This window comes from Pelatocladus sp., from assembly GCF_059505505.1.
In genome coordinates, this window is the sequence record NZ_JCACKS010000027.1 from 1 (window position 1) to 17,835 (window position 17,835).

General features: G+C 42.1%; 16 protein-coding genes. 5 read left to right on the forward strand and 11 right to left on the reverse strand.

Translation table 11 applies throughout. From position 1 onward, the window contains the following. Positions 1-325 precede the first annotated feature (325 nt). From glgB to AC5JMK_RS02915, 3 genes are all read right to left on the reverse strand, one after another. Positions 326-2,620 (reverse strand): 1,4-alpha-glucan branching enzyme, encoded by a 2,295-nt coding sequence (glgB, locus tag AC5JMK_RS02905; RefSeq protein WP_096677456.1) that lies wholly within the window; start codon positions 2,618-2,620, stop codon positions 326-328. A 289-nt stretch (positions 2,621-2,909) separates the two neighbouring features. Further along, positions 2,910-3,230, reverse strand: coding sequence for a hypothetical protein (locus tag AC5JMK_RS02910; protein WP_495909363.1), 321 nt, complete (start codon positions 3,228-3,230; stop codon positions 2,910-2,912). 168 nt (positions 3,231-3,398) lie between these two features. Next, positions 3,399-4,478: a PIN/TRAM domain-containing protein gene (locus tag AC5JMK_RS02915; RefSeq protein ID WP_096677453.1), complete on the reverse strand. Its 1,080-nt coding sequence runs from the start codon at positions 4,476-4,478 to the stop codon at positions 3,399-3,401. 352 nt (positions 4,479-4,830) lie between these two features. Here AC5JMK_RS02915 and hemW point away from each other — a divergent pair, with 352 nt between their 5' ends. Beyond that, entirely contained in the window at positions 4,831-6,015 is a 1,185-nt protein-coding gene (hemW, locus tag AC5JMK_RS02920) for a radical SAM family heme chaperone HemW (protein ID WP_495909364.1), read from the forward strand. A 142-nt stretch (positions 6,016-6,157) separates the two neighbouring features. Here the strand turns inward: hemW and cas6 are convergent, their stop codons facing one another. Together cas6 and AC5JMK_RS02930 are read right to left on the reverse strand one after the other, a co-directional pair. Next, positions 6,158-7,270, reverse strand: coding sequence for a CRISPR-associated endoribonuclease Cas6 (cas6, locus tag AC5JMK_RS02925; RefSeq protein ID WP_096677451.1), 1,113 nt, complete (start codon positions 7,268-7,270; stop codon positions 6,158-6,160). Positions 7,271-7,445: 175 nt separating this feature from the next. Next, positions 7,446-7,595: an S-layer homology domain-containing protein gene (locus AC5JMK_RS02930; protein WP_096677450.1), complete on the reverse strand. Its 150-nt coding sequence runs from the start codon at positions 7,593-7,595 to the stop codon at positions 7,446-7,448. Between the two features lie 196 nt (positions 7,596-7,791). Between AC5JMK_RS02930 and AC5JMK_RS02935 the strand changes: the two genes are divergently transcribed. The 3 genes from AC5JMK_RS02935 to AC5JMK_RS02945 all read left to right on the forward strand — a co-directional run bounded on the left by AC5JMK_RS02935 (position 7,792) and on the right by AC5JMK_RS02945 (position 10,624). Beyond that, positions 7,792-8,811, forward strand: coding sequence for an ABC transporter ATP-binding protein (locus AC5JMK_RS02935; RefSeq protein ID WP_495909365.1), 1,020 nt, complete (start codon positions 7,792-7,794; stop codon positions 8,809-8,811). Positions 8,812-8,898: 87 nt separating this feature from the next. Continuing rightward, a complete protein-coding gene (locus AC5JMK_RS02940) occupies positions 8,899-9,795 on the forward strand; it encodes an ABC transporter permease (RefSeq protein ID WP_096679177.1) in 897 nt (298 codons plus the stop codon). A 568-nt stretch (positions 9,796-10,363) separates the two neighbouring features. Further along, positions 10,364-10,624 carry a hypothetical protein gene (locus AC5JMK_RS02945; RefSeq protein WP_096677448.1) on the forward strand — a complete coding sequence of 87 codons (261 nt, stop codon included), beginning with the start codon at positions 10,364-10,366 and terminating at the stop codon, positions 10,622-10,624. A 330-nt stretch (positions 10,625-10,954) separates the two neighbouring features. Here AC5JMK_RS02945 and AC5JMK_RS02950 read toward each other — a convergent pair whose 3' ends face one another. The 4 genes from AC5JMK_RS02950 to AC5JMK_RS02965 form a co-directional block, all read right to left on the reverse strand. After that, positions 10,955-11,794, reverse strand: a complete 840-nt coding sequence (locus AC5JMK_RS02950) for a M56 family metallopeptidase (RefSeq protein WP_096677447.1) — start codon at positions 11,792-11,794, stop codon at positions 10,955-10,957. Continuing rightward, positions 11,794-12,213 carry a BlaI/MecI/CopY family transcriptional regulator gene (locus AC5JMK_RS02955; RefSeq protein ID WP_096679175.1) on the reverse strand — a complete coding sequence of 140 codons (420 nt, stop codon included), beginning with the start codon at positions 12,211-12,213 and terminating at the stop codon, positions 11,794-11,796. The genes AC5JMK_RS02950 and AC5JMK_RS02955 overlap by 1 nt, the downstream gene beginning before the upstream one ends. Before the next feature lie 151 nt (positions 12,214-12,364). Next, positions 12,365-13,324 (reverse strand): SPFH domain-containing protein, encoded by a 960-nt coding sequence (locus tag AC5JMK_RS02960; protein WP_096677446.1) that lies wholly within the window; start codon positions 13,322-13,324, stop codon positions 12,365-12,367. 135 nt (positions 13,325-13,459) lie between these two features. Continuing rightward, a complete protein-coding gene (locus tag AC5JMK_RS02965) occupies positions 13,460-13,918 on the reverse strand; it encodes an NfeD family protein (protein WP_495909366.1) in 459 nt (152 codons plus the stop codon). Between the two features lie 156 nt (positions 13,919-14,074). Between AC5JMK_RS02965 and AC5JMK_RS02970 the strand changes: the two genes are divergently transcribed. Next, positions 14,075-16,021 (forward strand): protein phosphatase 2C domain-containing protein, encoded by a 1,947-nt coding sequence (locus AC5JMK_RS02970; protein ID WP_096677444.1) that lies wholly within the window; start codon positions 14,075-14,077, stop codon positions 16,019-16,021. Positions 16,022-16,224: 203 nt separating this feature from the next. Here AC5JMK_RS02970 and AC5JMK_RS02975 read toward each other — a convergent pair whose 3' ends face one another. Both AC5JMK_RS02975 and AC5JMK_RS02980 read right to left on the reverse strand, forming a co-directional pair. Further along, positions 16,225-16,347: a hypothetical protein gene (locus AC5JMK_RS02975; RefSeq protein ID WP_495909367.1), complete on the reverse strand. Its 123-nt coding sequence runs from the start codon at positions 16,345-16,347 to the stop codon at positions 16,225-16,227. Between the two features lie 125 nt (positions 16,348-16,472). Continuing rightward, entirely contained in the window at positions 16,473-17,561 is a 1,089-nt protein-coding gene (locus tag AC5JMK_RS02980; protein WP_096677442.1) for a RuBisCO accumulation factor 1, read from the reverse strand. Positions 17,562-17,835: the final 274 nt, after the last annotated feature.

Consider the following 17,835-nt stretch of genomic DNA (forward strand, 5'->3'; position numbering starts at 1 on the left):
TTATTAACCTTCTTTCATCCATAGAGAACATCAAAGCGTTTGTTCAATCCGTTTTAATGTTGCTTATTAATCTTCTTTCATCCATAGAGAACATTAAAGCGTTTGTTCAATCCGCTTCAACGTTGCTTATTAACGTGAAAATGTAACTAGGAGTATAAGGGACTCCACTATACGCGGGATGGAGTTTGAAACAAGAACCTCGGTTAAGAAATATTGACCAACCCAAAATCTTTGTAGAGACGCGCTGTTTGAAGCGTCTCTACATTCTTAAAATCGAAGCAAAAAATCCTTAACCGAGCAGTATTTATTGCCTACACTCTTATAATTATTCTTGAGATTCCATCACCTCAGCAGTCTTATCCCTATCCAACTTGAGAATCAACACACCCAAGGGTGGTAAACATAAATCCATCGAATAAGCCCGATTATGCATTGACCAATTATCAGTCCATTTACCACCTAAATTACCCATATTGCTACCACCGTATTTACGCGCATCACTATTGAACAATTCGGTATAAAATCCTGGTTCTGGTACACCAATACGGTAGTGGGAATGGGGTTGGGGGGTGAAGTTGCAAACCACAACTACAAAATCTTCAGAGTCTTTGTCTCTACGGATGAAAGACACGACGCTGTGACGGTTATCGCTACAATCAATCCACTCAAACCCTTCTCTGGCAAAATCTAGGGTATACAAAGCTGGTTCGCTGCGATAGAGATGGTTTAGTTCCTTGAAAAAGTCTTTGAGTTGTTGGTGCGACTCATGTTGTAACAAACTCCATTCTAAATCAGCCCACACATTCCACTCACTCCACTGCCCAAACTCCATGCTCATAAACATGGTTTTCTTACCTGGGTGAGCAAACATATAGGCAAACAAACAACGCACATTGGCAAATTTCTGCCATCTATCACCTGGCATTTTGCCAATAATGTTGCTCTTACCATGCACAACTTCATCGTGAGACAGTGCTAGCATGAAGTTTTCGCTGTGGTGATACCACATACTAAAGGTGATGTTGTTCTGATGGAACTGACGGAACCAAGGGTCCATGCTGAAATAATCTAGCATGTCGTGCATCCAGCCCATGTTCCACTTTAAGTTAAAGCCCAAGCCACCAGTGTAGGTAGGCCAGGAAACCATCGGCCAAGCTGTAGATTCTTCCGCGACAGAGACAACTCCAGGAAAATAGCTAAACAGGAGGTGGTTAACCTGACGCAGAAAATCAGCTGCTTCTAGGTTTTCTCTACCTCCATATTGGTTGAGAAGCCATTCGCCTTCTTTGCGGCAATAATCGAGGTAAAGCATAGAAGCAACCGCATCAACGCGAATTCCGTCGATGTGGTATTTATCAAACCAAAACAGAGCGTTTGCAACTAAGAAATTGCGGACTTCGTTGCGTGAGTAGTTAAATACCAAAGTTCCCCATTCTTTATGTTCGCCTTTGCGGGGATCGGCATGTTCATAAAGGTGAGTCCCATCAAAGAAAGCTAAACCATGACCATCTTTGGGGAAGTGACCAGGAACCCAATCTACAATGACGCCAATATCGTTTTTATGACACTGGTCAACAAAATACATAAAATCATCTGGGCTACCGTAACGGGAAGTGGGAGCGTAATAGCCTGTGACTTGATAACCCCAAGAACCATCAAAAGGATGTTCTGCGATCGGCAACAATTCTATGTGAGTGTAGCCTAAATCTTTGACATAGGGAATCAACCTGTCTGCTAATTCTCGATAAGTCAGAAAACGCGCACCAGTGTTGAGTTCGGAAACAGCAACTACTGGCTCGGTTTGCCCATTCGGAAGTTTGGGTGGTTCCGCACTAGAGCCGTGTAACCAAGAACCTATATGTACTTCGTAAACTGAGATGGGTTGAGTCAGAGGATCGGTGTGACGCCGCTTTTCCATCCAGTCTTCGTCGTTCCATTGATAGCTATCTAAGTCACTGACAATCGAAGCTGTTTTGGGACGGGGTTCTTGTTGGAAACCGTAGGGATCAGATTTTTCGTAAATATGACCTTCTATATTTTTGATTTCATATTTGTAATTCTCTCCTACTCCAACTTCAGGAATAAACAATTCCCAAACTCCAGTTTGTCCTTTACGCATCTGGTGTTGGCGTCCATCCCAATTGTTGAAATCGCCCATAACTGAGACGTTGCGAGCATTGGGCGCCCAAACGGCAAAATAAACCCCTTTAACGCCATTTACTTGTGTCGGGTGCGCTCCCAATTTTTCGTAAATGCGGTGATGGTTTCCTTCAGCAAACAAATGTAGATCAAACTCAGTCAAGCGGGGAGAACGGAAAGCATAAGGATCATAGATGACTCGTTCGTGTTCTCCTTCTTTGATTTTGAACTGGTAGTTTGCTAATTCTTTTGTTTCGATCGCGCATTCAAAAAAATGAGGATCATGCACGCTTTGCATTGGATATTCTTTTCTTTCTTCGGGAAGAAGCACCCACACCTCACTAGCATTGGGTAGGTAGGCTCGCACAGCCCAAACAGTTTTGCCATTTGCTTCTACAAGATGGGAACCCAAGATTTCAAACGGATCTTGATGCTGATTCCAAACGATACGGTTTACTTGTTCGGGGGCTATCATGGTCATAGACATGGAGCTAACTACGTTGGTTTACTGAAAGTGACTAAGTAAATCTGCTTTTTTAACTTCTATATATTATTCTTTACATTTATTTGCAATTTTGTCTTGATATCAATCTTAAATTAGGGATTGGGGATTCTCCAGAGGAGACGCTACGCGTAGACGCGCAAGCGGCTTCTCACAGAGTACGGGGATCAGGGACACGGGGAGCCACTGCACTCTTGCGGATTAAGAGCGTTGTAGCACGTGGCGTGGACAAGGAGGAAACTAATGACAAATGACAAATGACAAATGACTAAATCAATGTATCCAAAAAAGGGAAAAGCTGGAATAATGCTTTACGCAGTCTCAGCAAAAAGATATTTTCTCTGATTTTAGAATTTAGTTTTGGTGGTGGGGCTTGTTGCAATTGAGCTTGTAGTTGTGCATACTCAGCAGCAGATAGAGATTTGCCGTCAATGGGCGATCGCGCTGCTAATATAATTTCTGTTCGTAATATTTCTTCTGGTATGTCTTCTGGCGGTGGTAATGCTATTACTTTTGCTCCTTGATAACTAATCAGACTTACCACAATGCTACTGATAACTATCAAATAAATGTATTTTCTATTTTTCATTTTTATGAATTTTTCATTTTTAATTTTATTTATTGAATGCTAGACAGTTTATACCACAGTTGCTGCTGTGCGACTTGTATATATTGATCAATTGACCAAAAAACAACCGATGCAACTTGAGTACATCGGCCATAAGAATATTTGGTAAATAGAAACTTGACATTTCGCTCATGCTAATGCAGAGGCTTGGGGTTTGGCAAAGATCATCCTTCCGGCGGATGTTTGCAAGGCGCTGGTGACAACTACCCGCAATTCACCACCTACATAATTACTACCTTCTTCAACGACAACCATTGTGCCATCGTCTAGGTAACCAATCCCTTGACTTGGTTCTTTACCTTCTTTGAGAATCTTCAGGTCAATATTATCGCCTGGTAAGTAAGTTGGACGTACAGCATTAACCAAATCGTTAACGTTTAAAACAGGGACTTTTTGCACACTGGCTACTTTCGATAGGTTGTAGTCATTCGTTAGGAGTGTGCCATTGATTTCTTGGGCAAACCGGACTAACTTCGCATCTACGGTTGTGATATCGTCGTAGTCTATTGAGTTAATCAAAATGCGATCAGGATAAACTGTTTTAATTCGGTTGAGAATTTCTAGTCCCCGTCTTCCCCGTACGCGTTTTTGATCTTTACTTGCATCTGCAACTTGTTGGAGTTCTTGCAAAACAAATTGTGGTACAAGCAACTGTCCTTCCAAAAAGCCAGTTTCTAGAAGTGTTTCAATCCGACCATCAATTATGCAACTGGTGTCTAAAACCTTGGTGCTAGCTGGTTTAAGTGTTCCTTCTACCACCATTGTTTCTACAGTGTTGGGATTAATCAACCGCAACAAACCACGTCCGTGGGTGTCAGCGAGATTCATGCCAGTATATGCCAACACGATACTACCAACAACTGCTACCAGTGGCTTAATAAAAAAGCTAAAATCGGCGGGAATTGGTAGCAAAAATAGAGGTGCTAGCATGAGATTAGCGAGCAATAACCCAATGACTAGACCGATCGCACGGGTTAAAATGATTTCAAATGGCATTTCCCGCACTTGGCTTTCTAGGCGGCGATAGGCTGTCTGAAATCTCAGTCCGACTGCGCCACCAAGAATAGCAGCAAAAGCAGCAAAAACTAAGCGTAGAGCTTCTATGTTTGTTACCCGATCAAGCGCGCCATTTGGCAGCAACTCGATACTGTAGAAACCTACCCCCGCCGCTGCTAGGATGAATGAGAATATGATAATTGCATCAAGCATAATAGTGCTAATTTCCTGCAACAGTTTTAATCGATAGGTAAAGTATTTCTTATCTCATCGCTAGGAGCGATTTAATATATTGACGCTCATACTAGAGGTTGAGACGGACAACATCTGCATTCATTATAACTAAAGATTTTTATGCTCTATTATTGCCATCTTTTTACTTAAAAACGATAAAAATTTGTTAATAAATAACTAGAAAAAATTAAAATAAAATGCTAATTCGCAAGAGTACTGCCAGTACGGATTTTCCTTCTTGTCTTATATATTATGATCTTCTGTGTTTTACTTAACTTATTAATTTTCATGTTTTGTAATTTTAATAATCTTATTTTAATTTTTACTCACAATGGTACAAAAAGATATAGTTTCAGACATTCCAACTTCCGCCTACATACATATTCCTTTTTGCAGACGCCGATGTTTTTACTGTGATTTTCCGATCTATGTTGTAGGCGATCGCTTACGTGGTGAAACATCTAACGCCATTTCTCAATACGTAGACATTCTTTGTCAAGAAATTGCTATTGCTCCTGTTTTTAGCCAATCTTTGCAGACAATCTTCTTTGGTGGCGGTACTCCCTCGCTTTTATCTGTGCAGCAATTGCAACATATATTATTGGCGTTAGAGCAAAAGTTTGGTATTACTCCTGGGGTAGAAATTTCGATGGAAATAGACCCAGGTACGTTTGATTTAGCACACATTCAAGGCTATCGTAGTTCAGGGATCAATCGCGTCAGCTTGGGTGTACAAGCCTTTGATGCAGATTTATTGCAAGCTTGTGGGCGATCGCATTCTGTTACTGATATTTACAAAGCCGTAGACTTAATCTCGCAAGTTGGATTTCCTGAGTTTAGCATAGACTTAATTTCCGGATTACCGCACCAAACTTTAGATAGGTGGCAGGAGTCATTAGAAAAAGCAATTGCTATAGCACCGACACATATATCTATATATGACCTGACCATAGAACCAGGAACAGCCTTTGGTCGTTACTACAAAGGAGGTACTCATCCCTTACCAACAGATGAAACCACAGTCAAAATGTACCAGAGAGCGCAGCAAATCTTAACTGGTGCAGATTACGAACATTATGAAATTTCCAACTATGCCAAAGCTGGACACCAATGTCGGCATAATCGAGTTTACTGGCAAAATCGCCCTTATTATGGCTTTGGTATGGGTGCGGCTAGTTATATTGCAGGGAGACGATTTACCCGTCCGCGTAAAACCAAAGAATATTACCAGTGGGTAGAAGCTGGTTGTGTAATTGATTGCGAAGTGACATCAGCAGATGAAATTTTGTTAGAAACCTTAATGCTAGGGTTACGTTTAGCAGAAGGCGTAAATTTAGCAGTGCTAGTAGAACAGTTTGGAAAAAAGAAAATAGAAGAGATTGAGAAATGTTTACAGATGTACTTCCAAAAAGACTGGATCAAACTTGACGGAGAAAGGTTGCGTTTGCATGATCCCGATGGTTTTTTGTTTTCTAACGTGATTTTGTCAAAGTTGTTTGCACAATTGGGGGAATAGGGGATCGGGGATTGGGGACAAGGTATATAGATACGCGATTCATGGCGTCTCTACAGGGTTTTAATGTTGATCGATTTATCTTATCCGAACCGTATTGGGGGACAAGGGGGAATAAATCGCCTTAAAGTTTGAACATTAAGTCTTAAAGCTTTAACAAAGCTCGCCGTGCTAATTTTACGTAAGTCTTCACCGTTTCATACGGCATTTCCATATCCTGAGCTATAACTTGCAAAGATTCTCCCATTTCCCGGCGTGCCAGAATCGTAGCCCATTTAACCGCTATTTCTTCCGCCCGTACTCCCCCAGTCCGCTTGCGTTGCGCTTTAAAAATATCTGTTAAATCTTCAATTCTTTTTGCCAAGAAACTTTCGACATTTGGTACTGCTGGTGTTGCTTGTAATGACCAACCCAAGCGCGTTTGACCTAATCCGAAAGTAGTTTTATGACCAGTACCACAGTAAGGCGCAAGTTTTCCTAATGCATAAAACAGCTTGTAAAAATCCGGTTGTTTGGCTGCTTCTTTAGTTAAACCAAACTCGATTGTACCTGTAAAACCTGTAACAGCACCTCTCTTTCCTGCTAGTACTTTTGCGGATACAAGTTGGTGACGGGTAATCAACACATGCTCATCTACCCAAGCTAAAAATGTTTCTTGGTCAACAGGCATACCAGAAAAATCATTCCAACGGCGAAGATAACTGTGGAAGACGTTTGTAGGCATTGGCAAGGGTAGATGATGATCTTTGCGACGGAAACTTGTCGGACTTAAGAATTTGAGGGCGATTGTGTCTTCATGTTCAGAGTTGAGTAAGTCAGCATAAGTTACAGGAGAGTGAGCAATTTGACAAGAATGAATACGTAGAAATGCGTTACGTAAATCAATTTCTGTTGGTAAATTTTTTACCCATTGCGCTAACCATGTGACTACTCGCTTTGACAAAGCTGTCACATACCAGTGGTGAGTATTACTAGCAAAAAGATGCAATAATTTACCACTGCTGACCAATTCTCCATCTAATGCAGAGATCGTAAAAGGTTTTTCGGACTCGCCATCATGAAGATAAGCAGAAAGTTCTGGATCGACAGCACGGACTTGATTGAGAAACCAAGCGTGCAGTCCGGTTGTATACTGTGGATAGATCGAAACATCTGCCTTCGGTACTAGTTCAAATACTAATCCCAATATTTCAGTGTTAGCTGACCAGTTCATGTGAGATTCATGCTGAGTAATTTTGTTTTGCTTGCTTCGAGGCATTATTGAAGATTCAGGCTCATATGTTAAAATTTGATTCCCCACATGGGGAATCAAAGCTAATTTTAACAGAGCGATCGCCTAGAAACTTGTAGAGAGGCTTTTGATGTATTCCTGCTTCCTTGGAAGTCACGCATTCACGCATTCAAAAGAACTGTATTTTATGGCTTTGACCTTTTTATAAATGGTAGGTTTCTTTCCGCCATGCTGTACTAGTCAAAATTGCTGCAAATTCCATACGAGTCAAATACCCATTCGGTCGAAATGTGCCATCTGGATAAACGTTAATTAAATTTTGCAACTGCGATCGCAGTTGCAATGCGCCCAATAGTTCTGAATGTCCGTCAAAACCGTCCTAGGACCCTTGGATAGATTAAATCCATCTGTAGCTCTACTTTTGTCTCTTGGGAGCTTACCGAGGATCAAAATTAAATATTTTTCTCATCGTTTGTCTTAACTCCTAACTCTTAAAATAAGAATAGACACTGTTGAGATTTGTATCGTTAATTTAGGGATTACCTGTTATGGCTCCCGCCGTTTTAATTGAAAACCTTAAAAAGCACTACGGTTCGGTGGTCGCCGTCAATGATGTTTCCTTTCAGGTAGAACCAGGAGAAATTTTTGGTTTACTTGGCCCCAACGGAGCAGGAAAAACCACTACCCTGCGCGCTCTGTGTACTCTCACCACACCAGATGCTGGTAAAATCGAAGTATCTGGTATTTCCGTGATCGACAATCCCAGAGCAGCCAGAAAACGTCTCGGTTATGTAGCTCAGGAAGTAGCTATAGATCCCATATTGACTGGACGTGAACTGTTACAACTGCAAGCGGCACTTTATCATTTAAACGCGGCGGTGATCAAACAGCGCGTTGAGGTGGTACTAGATTTACTCGGTTTGCAGGAATACGCAAATAAAAAGACTCGTACATACTCTGGTGGTTTACGTAAACGCCTAGATTTGGCAGCTGGGTTATTACACGCACCAGATGTATTAGTTTTAGATGAGCCAACAGTAGGGCTAGACATAGAAAGCCGTTTTATCGTCTGGGAATTCCTACGTAAATTGCGGGAAGCTGGAACCACTGTAGTGATTACCAGCCATTATTTAGAAGAAATTGATGCTTTAGCCGATCAGGTCACCATTATTGACAAAGGCGTGGTCATTGCCAGTGGTACACCATCACAATTAAAAGATCAAGTGGGAGGCGATCGCATTACCCTGCGTATCCGCGAGTTTACACCACCAGAAGAAGCAGAAAAAGCCAAAAACTTACTAGAATCCTTACCATTTGTACAAGAAGTTATCATCAACAACGCTCAAGGAAATTCTCTCAACTTAGTGGTGACACCACAAAATGATGCTTTGATTACCATCCAGCGATCGCTCAACCATGTTGGACTACCTGTGTTTGGTATTTCTCAATCTCGTCCTAGTTTAGACGATGTTTATCTTGCTGCCACAGGACGCACCCTCATGGATGCAGAACTAGCAGCTTTGGGAAATCGTGACCTCAAAGCAGAGAAAAAGCAGAATATGAGATAAGTTTTGTAGTTTGTTGTTTTGTTTGTTGTTCTACTAACCACTAACAATTCCCAATCCAAAATCCAAAATCTAAAATCCAAAATTGATATGAGTGGTACTGTTATACCCCCCAAATCAGATATTAAATGGCAGCAAGTGGCTGCACCACAAGCTCACACTGATACAACTCCAAATTTTTTTGGTGAGCTAGTTCAAGAAACTTTGGCTTTGACACGTCGCTTGTTTATTCAATTACAACGGCGTCCCTCTACCTTACTTGCAGGTATTATTCAACCTGTAATGTGGTTAGTGTTATTCGGTGCTTTATTTCAAAACGCACCCAAAGGAATTTTTGGCAGTACGACAAATTACGCAGAATTTCTCAGTGCTGGTATTATTGTTTTTACTGCCTTTGGTGGAGCGCTAAATGCTGGTTTGCCAGTCATGTTTGACCGTGAATTTGGCTTTTTAAATCGGTTGTTAGTGGCTCCTTTAGCATCACGATATTCAATAGTCTTGGCTTCGGCAATTTTTATCATCAGCCAAAGTTTACTGCAAGCAGCCGTGATTGTCGCAGCAGCAGGATTTTTAGGTGCAGGAGTGCCAGATATAGCTGGTTTAGCTACCATTGCTTTAATTGTCTTTCTCCTAGCTTTGGGTGTAACAGCCCTTAGTTTGGGTTTGGCTTTCGCTCTACCTGGACACATCGAACTAATTGCAGTGATTTTTGTTACCAACTTGCCACTGTTATTTGCTAGTACTGCTTTGGCTCCATTATCGTTTATGCCCCAGTGGTTGCAGGTTATAGCTACACTTAATCCCCTCAGCTACGCTATTGAACCAATTCGTTATCTTTATACCCATCAAGATTGGGGCTTAAGTAGCGTAGTGATGCACGCCTTTTGGGGTGACGTTACCTTTGGTAGTGCCTTAGCTGTATTGTTGGGTTTTGCTCTCGTCGCTTTGCTGATTATTCAACCTCGACTGCGGCGGACTCTTGCTTAATTAGAAAGGTGACATCTCCCGACGCTCATCGCAAAGCGATAGAGCGCGGGCTTCTCAGTGACTCCAGAAGAGTGCATCGGACATTTCCTGAGCTTTGGTTTTACGTCCCCGTGATGCCCCACCGGAGACAATGTATCGAGTATAACGAGAAAACTTGTGAAGAAATTACTTTCTACTCCCGGTTCCAACCCTTCATCGTACATGACCTGTCTCGTTGCAGGTTCAGAGGCATTCGAGTTGGACAGCAAGGCGGGACGCCCTGAAACACTAAGCCCACTGTGGCGGGTAGACCAATTGTACCATACTCGTTTGTGGCAGAGGAGATGGCTCGTCTCGTCGTCGGTGTCTTTCCTCGCTTCGCATTGATCAGACACCACTCCTCGCCTTGCTCGCACCTCGATCCGACGCTCGGCTTCGCGCCTTGCGCGGGGCTGCTGGCGGAAATAGCTCAAAGGTGAAGGGAAAGGGGTAAACTTTTTCCCTTTCTCATTTAACCGAAAACTGTTGCCCTATCTCGTATCTGTTTCGTTAGAATGAGTAGAAAAATTTGAACTCAGTGGATGGGAACATGAGAGTTTGGCTCGTTTGCTTTGTAGTGCTGTTTGCGCTAGCACAATTATTTGACTGGATAAAAGGATTGCAATTACCCTTACCCATTTATATTTTGGGTGGAGCATTTTTAGCAGTAGCATCCAACTATGACAAACTGTTTGGTACATATCTCCGTGATGTAACTGATGCGAATATGGAAGCATCAGTAGAACAACTCCAGTTAGATTCTCAACTTGAAGTCACTGGTTCGATGATTTCTCCTGCAAGTGAAGATTAGTAAAAACTTTGGTATGAAACTAGAATCCCCAGACTTTTAGTGGGAATAAACGACAGCGAAATCCACACAGTCTGGGGTGCAATAAAAAATAGACAAAACTGCCCAGCCTTACCCAAATATACCCAATAGTATTACTTATTTTGGCTTGCGGTGCGGGGGGTTTTTATACAAATCAACCTAATTTCAATGCCATCAAACCCCCCGCACCGCAAAGGCTGGGCAGTTTTGTCCAGGTTTTCGCAAGGGGAGTGTTTAATAGGACTAGTATTTGACTTTTGAGAAAAACTCACGAGCGTCATGTTCCCCGTTTCCGAGAAACCTGCCTACTAACTAGGAATGGAAGATTACTGTGATTAAGGGTAGTAATGCCAAGAGGAAGCTAATCCAATATATTAAGTGAAATTCTGATGTGGGTTCTGGTTTAGCTAACAAAGCTTCTATTCTTTGTTCTAAACGATCAACATTACTAGCTGCTAGGGCTGCACAGCAGATGTCTGAGGTTACAGGTGGAGTACTGATGACTAATAACAATGATTCCGCTAGTAGCAAGGGATCTACTTGTGATGCGGCGTGAGCATCAGCACGTAGTTCGCGCAAAACTAATAGTTCTTGCCACAAAGCGTCTGTATTTGGCAACCAAGCTGTACAGGTACGCACCCAACCCAGCCAGAAAAACCAGAATGTATCTCGGTAATGATAATGGCCTTGCTCGTGTGCTAAGACTGTCTCTAAATGTGCAGGTGACAAAGTTTGCAGCAATCCCTGGCTAAGGACAAGTTCAGGTTGCCAAAAACCAATTTGTCCTGCAAATAACGCTGCTGTTTTAAGTAATCGCACTTGTCTACCTGCAAGGTTCACAATTGGACAGTCACGTGTAGATTTTACTGATCGCCATCCTTGCCATGCTTTGTTTACACATATAACTGCAAAAAAAGCAAGTAATATTAATGCTAATACATAGCTAAACCAACCAGTTTGCAAACCAAGCATTCTGCCCTGGGGACCCATATACAGCAGAGCGATCGCTGTCATGATGATCAGCAAAGGGGGAAAAAGAAAGAAAAATAGCGATCTTTGCCACTGTTGCTTCCAATTGTCTTGGCATTCAACCCAAGAGTATCTGATTCCCCAAGAAACACCCAAAGCCATCAAAATCATTAATAGATGCATCACTCTTCCTCCCTCTCTTGCCGTGCAGATTGAATGCGTTTGGCGATCGCTTGTATTTTCTCACTAGCAGCTTCATCAAGACTATCTGCAAAAGCAGCAACAACATCAGGATTTCCTACCGCTAAAAATCGCTGTAATTGTTCGTGAGCTTTAATAACTGCGGCTTGATCTTTTGTAAGCAATGGCCGCCAATAAAATGCGCGTCCTTTTTTGTCACAAACAAGCCAACCTTTATCGGTGAGACGACGCAGCACGGTAGTTACAGAAGTATAAGCTAGTTCTCGGTTCGGATCAGCCAGAATGCGATCGTGTACATCTTTGACTGTCGCTGAACCAAGTTCCCAGATGATATTCAAGATTTCTGCTTCTAACGGACCTAAAGATAACTGTTTGGGGTGATACTCAGGTAAAGGTGCCATATTGATTTCGTTAGTGGTTGATGGAGATGTAAAGCCTTTCAAATTTGGTGTTCCCAACAAAAAACTAGCATGTCTACAACCTGAATCACCAACAACACAATCTGACGTGACGTTCAAAACGTTTAGTTAGCTTTATGTGTGCCGATTTAACTTAGGGTGAATCTGTCGGTGCATGTGAAATAATGGAGCGTATACCTTCTAAAGTGGCAGGGATCGTGCGAGGATCTATAAACATGACTTTGCTGCTATCGCTCTTACCAATAGTTGTACCCATATCTAGATAACCCAAGGCAAGCAGAACTTCTAAAGCTTTAGGAGCTATAGAGTTGGTTTCAAGTTTTTGAGCAATCATTTCTGTAGACTCTGCGATCGCCTGGGCTTTGAGAACTTGTTGCTGACGTTCGGCTTGGGCTTTGAGAATCAGGGCTTTTTGTTGAGCTTCTGCTTCCAAAATCACTGCTTTTTGACGGGCTTCAGCTTCTAGAACTTGTGCTTCTGCTTTACCTCTAGCGCTGTTAATAGCAGATTCTCGCTCACCTTCTGAAGTTAAAATTGCCGCTCTTTTGCGCCGTTCCGCCGACATTTGCAATTCCATTGACTGCTGCACTTCTTGAGATGGAATAATGTCTCTTAGTTCCACCCGTGTTACCTTTACTCCCCAAGGATCGGTAGCAATATCCAAATCTCGTAACAAAAGTTCATTTACTTCTGAACGGGCGGTAAAGGTTTCATCTAGTTCCAATCTGCCCATTTCAGAACGAATTTGTGTCATCACCAAATTCACCATCGCAGCTTGGAGATTTTCCACTTTGTAATAAGCTTTCTCCATATCAACGATGCGCCAATAAACTACTGCATCAACGGTAATTTTGACGTTATCGCGAGTAATACATTGTTGCGGAGGAATATCTAAAACTTTTTCCCGGATGGTTCCACGGAAAACAATTCTATCAACAAAAGGAGCAACAAAATTCAGTCCTGGTTCCAACTTTTTGTTGTAGCTACCTAAGCGTTCTACTAAAGCTTCATTACCCTGATTGACTACTTTCACAGAGCTTGCTATTACTGAACCACCTAAGACTAAACTTATTATAAAAAATAAAGGTTCCATATTTATCTCCTAATATATAAATCAGTTATCAGTTATCAGTTATCAAATTATATTACTCACTGTTTACTGATTTCTAACTACCAACTTCTGAACGGGTGAACGGGCAAACAATTGTTTGCCCCTACTAACCATTAATTATTGAATTGAGGAATATTCTGGCATGATGATTAGGGTTGTGCCTTCGCGCCTGACTACATAAACTCTTTGATGTGGTGCGATCACTAAATGCTCATCGTAACACCGCGCCCGCCAAGAATTGCCTTCGTATAATACTCGTCCGGCTTTCCCGACTGGAATCTCTGTTAAAGTTTCAGCAGTAGTTGCATCCTGAAGTTTTGATTTGCTTGGCACTGGTGTTATTAAACGACGACACAGCCAAATTAGCACTACAGAAAGCAAGAGCCAAACTACTAATTGCAACCACAACTTGACTAAAATAACTGGGGATAGCAGCGCCACTACAAAAGCGCTAATTCCCATCATCAAAGCTACAAAAGCTGTTGGCAAAAACAGTTCCATTAAGCACAAACATGCTCCTACCAGCATCCAAATGAGGATAGAATTTGACAACCACATGGCGGTAGAAATTGGCATAGCGCCATCCTAAAATTTGTACGTAAAAATTTTCAATTTTTAAGTAACAAGTGTTAAAAGTAAACTAGTAAACCCAGTCTAGTCTACAATTTTAGTTTTTGGCAGTTCAATTTAATCGAACTTCACCTATCAATTTATATAGATATTTACACTTGTATGATTTCGACTCAACGGATAGTTTTTTGTCCCAATCCTATCTGTATTCGCCAAATCAACCCTGTTGATAACCGTGTTTGTGCAAATTGTCAAACTCCTCTGATTCGCCGCTATCTTTGGGTAATTGGGTCATCAGCAGCTACAATTACCCCAGGAGAAAAAGTCGCTGATAGATATGAGGTAATTGCACCCCGGATTTGGCTGGATACTCAACCGGGAAAGTTACCGGATATACCAAGCAAAATACCAAAAGAAATTATTCCTTACCTACACTTATATCAACAACGATTACACTTACCTCTTGTTTATGGATTGGTTCGTTATCAAACAGAAGCAGCAAATAATATTCTCTTACTGGAAAATGTACCGTTAGATGAAGCGGGAAATCTTTACCCAGCATTGACAAAAGCATGGCAGCAAACAACGGTAGTCAGACAAGTTTACTGGTTATGGCAAATTCTACAACTGTGGGAGCCTTTGTCAAAATTGGGAGTAGCAGCTAGTTTGCTGATACCAAATAATTTAAGAGTACAAGGTTGGTGTGTACGACTGTTACAACTTCAGCAATCGGGACAGCCAACCCTTAAGGATTTGGGAGAGTGTTGGCAATCTTTGGTAGTTAATGCCAAAACCCAAGTAGCAAATGACTTGCAAAAAATAGTCCAACAGATGTGTAATGGTAAGGCAGAGTTCCAGGATATTGCAACTCAACTTAATACTTTATTGCTAACATCTGCCGCAGAATTACCTTTAAGTATCAAAGTCGCAGGTGCAAGCGATAAAGGGTCAGAAGCACTGATACAAAACGAAGACACTTGCTATCCTCATGGCAACGATGCGATGATCGCTGATGCATTATCACCACAAATGGCGATCGTTTGTGATGGAATTGGTGGACATGAAGGCGGTGAAGTTGCCAGTCGATTAGCAGTACAATCTGTGAAGCTTCAAATTCGCGCTTTATTACAAGAAGTTGGAGAACAAGCCGAAGTTGTACCACCAGATTTATTGCAACAACAGTTAGAAGCTAGTTTGCGAGTGATCAACAACGTCATTTGCAATTGTAATGACGAACAAAAACGCACAGGTACTCAACGCATGGCTACAACTATGGTTATGGCTGTGCAAGTACCGCAACGCATTCAAACGTCTGCTGGTTGGGACTCAGAAAATGCCCACGAACTATATTTAGCTAACGTCGGTGATAGTCGTGCTTACTGGATTACCCGTGAATACTGTCAGCTATTGACAATTGATGATGATGTGGCGACGCGGGAAGTCCGCCAAGGGCGCAGTCTGTATCGCCAAGCTTTGCAACGCCCAGATGCTACCGCCCTTACCCAAGCTTTAGGCACAAAAGAAGGGGAATTGCTGCGTCCTTTGATTCAACGCTTGATTGTAGAAGAAGACGGCATATTACTATTGTGTTCTGATGGCTTAAGTGATAATTATTTAGTAGAAGAATCTTGGCGAGATTATGCTGTACCAGTATTAACAGGAGAACTAACTCTAGAAGAAGCTGTTGATGCTTGGATTCAACTGGCAAATCAAAAAAATGGTCATGACAATGTGTCCGTAGTGCTTACCCATTGTCGGGTTTCTCCAGATTATTTGGTTCCAGTTACTCAAAAGAAATTACAAATAGAAGTTGTCGAAGAAAAACAAGTAGAAATTGTTCTAGAAGAAGCACTACAACCAGAAGAATCTAAGTTTGCAGCAAGTTCACAAGTATTACTAGACTTAGATATTTCGGCAACAACTCAAACTGATGACAATACTCAACCTCAGCGTCAACCTGGGGTGTTGTTGCTGAGATTATTGGCTTTACTGTTGGGAAGTACAATTATAAGTTTATTTGCTTGGCAACAATTGCAGCCCCAAACATTCCAGCAGATGTGTAAACAACTCCCCCAAGCAGTGCAGCAAATTTGTCCACCATCGAGGTAGAAGGAGGGAGCGGGGATTGGGAGACAAGGAGGACACGGGGGACACGGGGGACAAGGGAGACAAGGGGGACAAGGGAGAATATTTTTGATAGATACTCCCTTGTCTTTTACTTTCCCCTGTCAGCGAGTATCAAACACTCGTCGATGAGTATCAAACACTCGTCAGCGAGTATCAAACACTCGTCAGCGAAATACAAATACTCGTCAGCGAGTATCAAACACTCGTCGTCGAGTATCAAACACTCGTCGTCGAGTATCAAACACTCGTCGATGAGTATCAAACACTCGTCGATGAGTATCAAATACTCGTCGTCGAGTATCAAACACTCGTCAGCGAAATACAAATACTCGTCGTCGAGTATCAAACACTCGTCAGCGAAATACAAATACTTGTTTACGAAAGACGACTCTTAAAGCCCAATCCCCAATCCCCGATCCCCGGTCTTCAACAACTACTCATCAATTTGCCAAGAATCTTTTGTCAATTCCTCATCCAGAATTTTCTTGGCTCGTACAATGACGAGAATTCGCCCTAATAGTGTGACTTCTGGTGCAGTTTCAAGCCATTGAAAGTCTAGTTCGCCAGAGTTATCTACTACAAAGTAACTACTTGGGTTCCATTCTGTTTGGCCGCGATCGATAACTACCATGACTGGTTCTGGATTATTTTGTGTTTGGGTTGGTAGGCGATCGCTATTGCATAAAATCACTACTGGATCTTCTGCACTCAATATAGTTTGCCAACCTGGTAAGGGAACCCAAGCTTGTTCTCCAGCAAACTTAACGATGCGGAAAGGCCCTACTTCTTCTACTAGGGGAACTGCTTGTAAGTCTTGTGGTGTTAATGGCAACTCACCTACCACTGGCACGAGACGGGGTACTTCTTCGGCTGATTGTGGTCTGTAAAAGGGTAGAGTTGGTGCTGGCTTTTTGGGTAGGACGGTAAAATCTGTCAGTAATTGTTCTACTTGCTGCCTAGCAGTTTGCGTATGGGCAAATTTTAAGCCTTTAGCAATCAGACGCGATCGCGTTTGAAAATCTGAATTCTGGCGGGCGAGTTTCCAACATTGATAAGCAACCGCATCTCCTGGATGATTAGAAAAGCCTTCTGGAGGGTTACGAAAACGAGAGAAATCTTTGATCGCTCTGGCAATTTCCCGTGCTTCGTCAGCATCAACTTTGTGTTGAAAAGTAACTGTGGCGGCGGCGGCTCGTTCTTCTTGAGTCAGCAAGCGCAACTCATATAAGATATCACTACCACGCTGTTGATAATGAGAAAGTACATCTTGTGGCGCTCCTACTTTTTCTATAGAGTTGTAGACTTGGGCGCCAACAATCACCTGATTCTGTTGTACTGGTTCAAAGCCTGTTGCTTCAAAAATTGCTTGCTGACTATAACCTGCTTTTTGTAGATAAGCACAAGCTTGTCCCCATTCCACCCAATAGCCTTGTTTTTGTCGCAGCTTTCGTAGCAATTCTTCAGCTATATCATTTTGATCGTTATCGTTGAGATTTTCAGTGTTGGGTGGTGTGTCAGTCATAAGTGATGGTTTAGATATCTCAGCAGTTTTACGGCAAGTTTATCAATCTAATTTTAAAATTTTTATGCTGAGTATGTATTTTAAGACTGATGTCGTAGTTTTTCGTTGACGTACTCCCTGGGCTAAAGCCACAGGGATTCTCAAATGATGTTACGAGGCAGGATGAATCCGTCCTCTCCACCATTGTTCTTGCTTCTTCGACTCTTAACTAGACGGTTGCCCGTCCCCGTCAGACCGTCTCCACAAGCGTTTTCTTCCACGCTGCGTCCCAGCG